General features: G+C 50.6%; 1 tRNA gene and 1 rRNA gene. Both read right to left on the bottom strand.

Annotated elements, in window-relative coordinates:
• Positions 1–79, bottom strand: a 5S ribosomal RNA gene (gene rrf / locus Xsze_RS21635); the annotation flags it as partial.
• Positions 80–113: 34 nt separating this feature from the next.
• Positions 114–189: transfer RNA gene (locus tag Xsze_RS21630), tRNA-Thr, on the bottom strand.
• Between the last annotated feature and the right edge of the window lie 123 nt (positions 190–312).

Genomic DNA, 312 nt, shown 5'->3' with positions numbered 1-312 from the left:
CACTACCATCGGCGCTACGGCGTTTCACTACTGAGTTCGGCATGGGGTCAGGTGGGACCACCGCGCTATTGCCGCCAAGCAAATTCTGTTTTATTTGCCGAACATATTATTCATGGTGCTGATACCCAGATTCGAACTGGGGACCTCACCCTTACCAAGGGTGTGCTCTACCAACTGAGCCATATCAGCAAGTGCTAAAATAAAAAAGTGTTGCCAAACGGGCAACACTTATAATTTGATGTCTGGCAGTGTCCTACTCTCACATGGGGAGACCCCACACTACCATCGGCGCTACGGCGTTTCACTGCTGAG

The sequence above is a fragment of the Xenorhabdus szentirmaii DSM 16338 genome, assembly GCF_002632585.1.
Taxonomy (GTDB): Bacteria; Pseudomonadota; Gammaproteobacteria; order Enterobacterales; family Enterobacteriaceae; genus Xenorhabdus; species Xenorhabdus szentirmaii.
The sequence above is the reverse complement of the archived record's forward strand: the minus strand, read 5'-3'. Positions and strand labels throughout refer to the sequence as shown.